2 protein-coding genes are annotated in these 8,001 nt (G+C 64.7%); both read left to right on the forward strand.

Annotated elements, in window-relative coordinates; genetic code table 11:
* Window positions 1-361 precede the first annotated feature (361 nt).
* Window positions 362-6,664 (forward strand): sulfolipid-1 biosynthesis phthioceranic/hydroxyphthioceranic acid synthase, encoded by a 6,303-nt coding sequence (gene pks2 / locus BST47_RS12585; protein WP_165799783.1) that lies wholly within the window; start codon window positions 362-364, stop codon window positions 6,662-6,664.
* A gap of 16 nt (window positions 6,665-6,680) precedes the next feature.
* Window positions 6,681-8,001, forward strand: a 1,321-nt coding sequence (locus BST47_RS12590) for a condensation domain-containing protein (RefSeq protein WP_083125839.1), incomplete at its 3' end; no start/stop codon positions are given.

The raw sequence follows: 8,001 nt of genomic DNA on the forward strand, positions 1-8,001 counted from the left end.
ACTAGTTAGCCAGAGAACAAGACGTGAGTTTAACCTCCGGTCAACTGAATCGATACCGCCCGGTAATGCGGAGGCATTATCAAATACCACGCAGCGCTGTGCCGCGGCTTCGGGCACACCGGCAACACGCCGAGGAAATGGCCGGATAGCACACTACTGAGTGGTGCGCGCCGAGGCTCTTCGCGACACAGCTTTCGATGGGAAGCGAGAGCAATAGTTCAGGTGACCCAACGCACGTACTGACGGTAGCGGAAATTTGCCCAAATCGCGCACCGCGGCGGTGGCCTTTAGTAGCGTTCGGTCTATCTCGACTAGAGGGTGTGGTGCCCGGATGAATAGTTCGCCTGCAAACCGCCTAGCGATGTACGGGATCAGAAGTGGGGGAGCGCCCGTGGATAGGTCGCGAGCCACCTCCATTGCGGTCATCGGCATGGCCTGTCGCCTTCCTGGCGGAATCGACTCTCCAGAGCGGTTGTGGGAAGCCCTGCTGCGCGGCGATGACCTGGTGACCGAGATTCCACCCGACCGGTGGGACTCCGACGAGTTCTACGATCCCCAGCCCGGGGTTCCCGGACGATCGGTGACCAAGTGGGGTGCGTTCCTCGATGACGTCGCCGGGTTCGACTCCGACTTCTTCGGGATCAACGAGCGCGAAGCCACCGCGATCGATCCGCAGCACCGGTTGCTCCTGGAGACTTCGTGGGAAGCCATGGAGCACGCCGGGCTGACCCAGGAGGTGCTGACCGACTCGCTGACCGGCGTGTTTGTGGGCCTCACGCACGGCGACTACCAACTGTTGGCCGCGGACGCACACGCAGTTGAAGCACCGTACGGATTCACCGGAAGCAGTTTCAGTCTGGCCTCGGGGCGCATTGCCTACGCCCTTGGGTTGCACGGTCCCGCGCTCACCGTGGACACCGCATGTTCGTCCGGACTTACCGCGATCCACCTGGCCTGTCGCAGCCTGGTCGACGGTGAGAGCGATCTTGCCCTTGCAGGCGGCGCAGCCGTGATCCTGGATCCGCGGAAGTTCGTTGCGGGCTCGGCGGAGGGCATGCTGTCTCCCACTGGGCGATGCCACGCGTTCGACGTCGCGGCCGACGGGTTCGTCTCCTCCGAAGGCTGCGGCGTGGTGCTGCTCAAACGCCTGCCTGACGCACTCCGCGACGGTGACCGTATTCGAGCCGTCATCCGTGGCACCGCCGCCAACCAAGACGGTCGGACTGTCAACATCTTGACACCATCGGCGACGGCGCAGACCGCCGTGTACAGGGCTGCCCTGGCCGCTGCCGGCGTCGACCCCAGCAGCATCGGCATGATCGAGGCGCACGGCCCGGGCACCCCGGTTGGCGACCCGATCGAATACGCCAGCCTGGCCAATGTCTATGGCGCCGAAGGACCTTGCGCCCTGACCTCGTTGAAGACCAATTTCGGTCATGCGCAGTCGGCTGCAGGCGTATTGGGGCTAATGAAGGCTGTGCTTGCGCTGCAACATGGCGTGATACCCCAGAATCTGCACTTCAGTCGTCTGCCCGATGAGATGGCCGCAATCGACACCAAACTCTATGTGCCACAGGAGACTACACCGTGGCCGAGCAACGGTCGGCATCCCCGGCGGGCGGCGGCATCGTCGTACGGACTTTCCGGCACCAACGTGCATGCCATCTTGGAGCAAGCGCCGGAGCAGTCCGAAGTCGCTGCGGTCAAGGACATCTCAGTCGACTCGACGGCATCACCACTGCTGTTCACGTTGTCGTCCACGTCGGCCGACGAACTGCGTCGCACCGCCTGCCGACTGGCGGATTGGGTGGAAACCCATCAGGACGTTTCGATGGTGGATCTGGCCTATACCCTGGCGCGTCGGCGCGGGCACCGTCCGGTCCGTACAGCCGTCATTGCGAGCGAGCAGGCAGAACTCGCCAAGGCATTACGGGAGATCGCCGATGGTGATGCGCCGTATCAAGCCGCGGTGGAGCAGGGTGGCCGAGGTCCGGTGTGGGTGTTCTCCGGCCAAGGTTCGCAGTGGGCCCGGATGGGCGCCGAACTGTTAGCGACCGAACCGGTGTTCGCCGCCACCGTCGCGGAGGCCGAACCGCTGATCGCCGCCGAGGGCGGGTTTTCGGTGACGGAGGCGATCAGCGCGGCACAGACCGTGACAGGAATCGACCGGGTCCAGCCGACCTTGTTCACCATGCAGGTCGCACTCGCTGCCGCCATGCGTTCCTACGGCGTGCGCCCGGGCGCGGTCATCGGACATTCCCTCGGTGAGGCAGCGGCAGCCGTCGTGTCCGGAGCACTTTCGCTCGAGGACGGCGTGCGCGTCATTTGCCGTCGCTCGCGGCTGATGACCCGCATCGCTGGCGCCGGAGCCATGGCATCGGTGGAATTACCCGCACAGCAGGTACTTTCGGAGTTGGTGAACCGCGGCATCGAGGATGCGGTGGTGGCCGTGGTGGCCTCACCGCAGTCCACGGTGATCGGCGGTACAACCCAGACGGTCCGAGATCTGGTCGCGGCCTGGGAGCAGCGTGACGTGATGGCGCGCGAGATCGCGGTCGACGTCGCCTCGCACTCCCCACAGGTCGATCCGATCCTCGATGAGCTGACCGAAGCGCTCGCGGACCTGCACCCACTGACGCCAGAGGTCCCGTACTACTCCGCGACACAGTACGACCCGCGCGAGAAGCCCATTTGCGATGCCCGCTATTGGGTGGACAACTTGCGGAACATGGTGCGGTTCGCCCCTGCGGTCCAGGCAGCGCTGGAGGACGGCTACCGGGTCTTCGCGGAGTTGTCGCCCCACCCGCTTCTCACGCATGCGGTCGAGCAGACAGCCCGCAGTCTCGACACGCCAGTGACCGCTCTGGCCGGTATGCGCCGCGAACAATCGCTGCCGCACGGGCTGCGGGGCCTCGTGGGGGATCTGCACATCGCGGGCGCGGCGGTGGATTTCTCCGAGCTGAGCCCGAACGCGCAGCTCGTGGACGCGCCGCTGCCGACCTGGACTCACCGTCGTCTGCTGTTGAGCCCCGCCGGCCGGGAATCCCCAACGCATGGTGCGTGCACCCTTTCGGTGCATCCGCTCTTGGGTGCGCACGTGCGGTTGCAGGAGGAGCCAGAACGCCACGTGTGGCAGGGTGAGGTCGGCACCGGCGCGCAGCCGTGGCTTTCCGATCACCGGGTCCGCAATGTGGCGGTACTTCCGGGTGCCGCGTACTGCGAGATGGCGCTGGCGGCCGCGCGAGAGGTGCTGGGCGACGCCGAAATTCATGACCTTCGTTTCGAACAGGCGCTGCTGCTAGATGAACAAACCACCGTTGGCGCCTCGGCCGTGTTGTCCTCGCCGGGCTCCGTCGACTTCGCCGTGGAGACAAGTCAGGCTGGCGAACAAACACGGCACGCTGCCGCGGTCCTGCGGGCCGCATCGCAGGACCGGCCCCCCGCCCACGACATATCCGCGCTACTCGCCGCACACCCGGAGCGGAGGGACGGCGATGAGGTGCGCACGCGACTGGACCAGCGCGGCGTTCAGTACGGCCCAGCCTTCACCGGCCTCACAGCAGTACACTCCGGCGACGCGACGACCGACACCGTGCTGGTGGAGGTCGCGCTTCCGCGCGAAATCCGTTCACAGCAGGATGCCTACGGCGCTCACCCGGCACTGTTGGACGCCTGCTTTCAGTCTGTTGTCGCCCATCCCGACGTTCATGCGCTCGGCGAGGATGTGCTGGCATTGCCGTTGGGAATCAGGCGACTTCGTGCCTACGGCACCGCGCGGATCGCGCGCTACTGCTATACGCGGGTGACGAAAGCAGACATCTCCGGCGTCGAGGCGGACCTCGATGTGCTCGACGAGAACGGGACTGTCCTGCTCGCGGTGCAGGGTCTGCGTTTGGGCACCACGGCTTCGGAGAACGCACACAACGATCGGCTACTGGCCACGCGCCTGCTGACGGTGGAATGGCAGCCACGCGAACTGCCCGAGACGGAGCAGCGCGACGCCGGAACCTGGTTGCTGGTAAGCACCACGTCCGCAGACTTGGTTGCCCCCGCGTTGACCGACGCGCTGAAGAGTCTTGGTGCGCGCTGCATCACCATGTCATGGCTGCCGAACGCCGATCACTCCTCGAACACAGCCCAGCTGTCAAATCACCTGCGCAGCAGCGAATTCAGCGGCGTCGTGATCCTCACGGGACCCGCGAACCGCGACGCCGATGACCAGTCCCGGCTGACGGGCCGTGCGTCTGTAGAGCATCTGGTGCGCATCACCCGCGAACTGCCAGAGATATCGGGTGAACCTCCGCGCCTTTATGTTGTGACACACAACGCCCAGACGGTGGTTGCTGGTGACGTGGCCAATCTGGAACAGGCCGGGTTGCGCGGCCTGACACGGGTGATCGGCACCGAACATCCACATCTTCGCGCGACCCAGATCGACGTGGACGACGCCACTGACGTCGAGCGCGTGGCGCGGCAGCTGCTCGGCGGGTCGGGAGAGGACGAGACCGCTTGGCGAAACGGTGCGTGGTATGTGGCGCGATTGTCTCCCGCCCCGCTGCGGCCCGAGGAGCGAAAGACCATGGTTGTCGAACCTGAGCGCGACGGGATGCGCATGCAGATCCGGACGCCGGGGGATCTCGAAACGATCGAATTGGTTGTCTGCGAACGGATACCCCCGGCACGGGGACAGATTGAAGTCGCGGTGAGCGCGTCTAGCATCAACTTCGCCGACGTGCTGGTTGCCTTTGGTCGCTATCCCGCCTTCGACGGCCGGATGCCGCAGCTGGGGACGGATTTCACCGGAGTGGTGACCGCAGTAGGACCTGACGTGACCGACCACAAGGTGGGTGATCATGTCGGTGGCCTCAACGCCGACGGCTGCTGGGCCACCTTCATCAACTGCGATGCGCGGCTCGCCGTCACCCTACCTGCAGGTCTGACCGACAAACAGGCAGCGGCGGTGACCACCGCGCACGCCACCGCCTGGTACGGCCTACATGAGCTGGCCCGGATCAGGAGCGAGGACAAGGTACTGATCCACTCCGGAACGGGCGGCGTCGGTCAGGCGGCCATCGCAATCGCCCGTGCCGCGGGTGCCGACATCTACGCGACCGCGGGCAGCGAGCAACGTCGGCAATTGCTGCGCGACATCGGTATCGAGAAAGTTTACGACTCGCGGAGCCTGGAGTTCGCCGAACGGATACGCCGGGAGACTGATGGGTACGGGGTTGACGTCGTCCTCAATTCTGTGACCGGCGCCGCTCAGCGCGCAGGACTCGAATTATTAGCGCTCGGTGGACGATTCGTCGAGATCGGCAAACGCGACATCTATGGCGACACGCGACTGGGCCTGTTCCCCTTCCGGCAGAACCTCGCGTTTTATGCCGTCGACCTGGGCCTGCTGGCGTACAGCCAACCAGACCGGTTCCGCGACCTGTTGCGCACGGTGTACCAACTCACCGCCGACGGTGCCCTGCCGCTGCCGGAAAGCACGCACTACCCGCTTGACGACGCCGCCGCAGCCGTCCGGCTGATGAGCGGCGCTCAGCACACCGGGAAACTCGTGCTGGATGTCCCGCACACCGTCACCCGTCGCGCGATGGTGCCGCCCGCGCAGGTGCGTGTGTTCCGCCGCGACGGCGCTTACCTCGTCACCGGCGGACTTGGTGGCCTCGGGCTGTTCCTCGCCGAGCAGATGGCGACGGCCGGGTGCGGACGCATCGTGCTGTCCTCACGGTCGGAACCGACACCAGAGACGCTGGAGACGATCGATCGCATCCGGGCTATCGGCACCGACATCGCGGTGGAGTGCGGCGATATCTCCGACACAGACACGGCGCGGCGGTTAGTGGCCGCAGCGACAGCCACCGGCCATCCGCTGCGCGGGGTGTTGCACGCCGCCGCGGTGGTCGATGACGCCACCCTGGCCAACATCTCGGGCGAACTAATCGAGCGTGATTGGGCGCCAAAGGTATACGGTGCGTGGAACCTTCATGTCGCTACCGCAGGTCAGCCGTTGGATTGGTTCTGCTCGTTCTCGTCGGCTGCGGCGTTGGTGGGATCGCCGGGACAGGGTGCTTACGCAGCGGCCAACAGCTGGGTCGACGCCTTCACCCACTGGCGGCGGGCTCAGGGGTTGCCGGCGACCGCGATCGCCTGGGGGGCGTGGGCCCGGATCGGGCGCGCCGCCGCGTTGGCGGACAACTCAAAGGACTCGATCGCTCCCGCTGAGGGCGCCTTCGCATTCGAAGCGTTGCTGCGCCACGACCGCGCCTACAGCGGCTATGCGCCCATCACAGGAACACCGTGGCTCGCTTTGTTCGCCGAGCGCAGTCCTTTCGCGGAAGCATTCCGTTTCGATGCGCAAAGTGGCTCGGGCACAACCAAACTGATGGCCGAACTCAGCGAGCTGCCGCCCGACGAATGGCCGACGAGGTTGCGGCGGGTGATCTCCGATCAGGTCAGTCTGATCCTGCGTCGCGACGTCGATCCCGACCGGCCGCTTTCCGGATACGGCCTGGACTCGCTGGGTGCCCTCGAACTCCGTACCCGCATCGAAGCTGAAACGGGCGTACGCGTTTCAGTTACCGACATCACGACCATCACAGTTCGCGTTCTAGCGGAGCTGCTATGCGAGAAGCTGGCGCCCACGGAGGCCGCATGACACGAGAGGGGGTCCAATGCAGCACGGTGACCGGGCACTTCCACTGACGCGCGGACAGCTCGATATATGGCTTGCGCATGAAACGGGCCGCTTCGGTACGGAGTGGCAACTCGGTCTCTTCGCGCGAATCGCGGGCCGGGTGGAGCGGGGTCCACTTGAGTGGGCGATCCGGCGTGTGGTGCGCGAAGCGGAACCAGCCAGGGTTACCTTCTTCCAGGAGAACGGCCAGGTCCTTCAGAGTCCGATCGATGACCCGGAGGTAGAAATTGCCTTCCACGACCTGCGCGACTCGCACGATCCCGCGAAGGCAGCCTTCGAGATAGCGTCGACGATCCAGCGGACGCCGATGTCGCTTACCGGTCCCCTGTTCAAATTCGCGTTTTTCCAGACGGCGCCGAGCGAATTTTACTTGTTCACTTGCTGTCACCACATCATCACGGACGGCTCCGGCGTTGCGTTGGTCGGCAATCGCATCGCGGCTGTCTACACCGCGATTGTTTCTGGGGCACCCATCCCTCCGCCGTTCTTCGGCTCGCTGCAGGACCTGATCAAGAGCGAACTGGAATACGAAGCGTCCTCCGACTATGTGGAAGATCAGGCCTATTGGACTGAAAATCTGCCATCGGAAGTCGGACCGCACTGCCGGATGCCGCAATCAACGGGCGAGCGTGACCCTTATCTGCCTTCTGCGCCGGTTCGACTTGACCCCGCGGTCCTTCGCCGAGTCGACGCGTTGTCCAAAGCATGGAATATCCCTCGATCATCGATCATCACCGCGGCGTCCGCCCTGTTGGTGCGCGGCTGGTGTGACGAAGGTACCGAGAGTTCAGAGGTAGTACTTGACTTCCCGGTCAGCAGACGCGTACTTCCCGAATCCAAGACAGTTCCCGGAATGGTTGCCGGGATCGTACCGCTGGTGCTGAAAGTTGAGCCGGGGTCAGCGATTTCCGAGTTCTGCGAACATGTCGATACTCGAATACGAGAAGCCGTGCAGCATCAGCGTTTTCCCGTGCAAGCCCTCGAGCGGAAAACCAATGACCACGGCATGGGGCGGCCGGCCGACAGGGTGAGTGTCAATTTCATCCCCTCGATATTCACCCTCGATTTCGGTGGCGCCGCAGCCTCTGCGTCGTATACCAGTTCTGGCGTCGTCGGCGGCTTCGGGTTCTTCTTCTCCGGCGTCGGCAATGAGCTGTTCCTGTGCACGGCGGGCCCCGGGCAGCCATTTTCGGACTTCAACGTCGCCGATTGGGCTCGGCGGTTGGAGCGGGTGTTGGTGGGGTTGGTTGCTGATCCTTCGCGGCGGTTGTCGTCGGTGGATGTGGTTGATGGTGGTG

It is taken from the genome of Mycolicibacterium tusciae (assembly GCF_002086795.1).
In the GTDB taxonomy this organism is placed as follows: domain Bacteria; phylum Actinomycetota; class Actinomycetes; order Mycobacteriales; family Mycobacteriaceae; genus Mycobacterium; species Mycobacterium tusciae.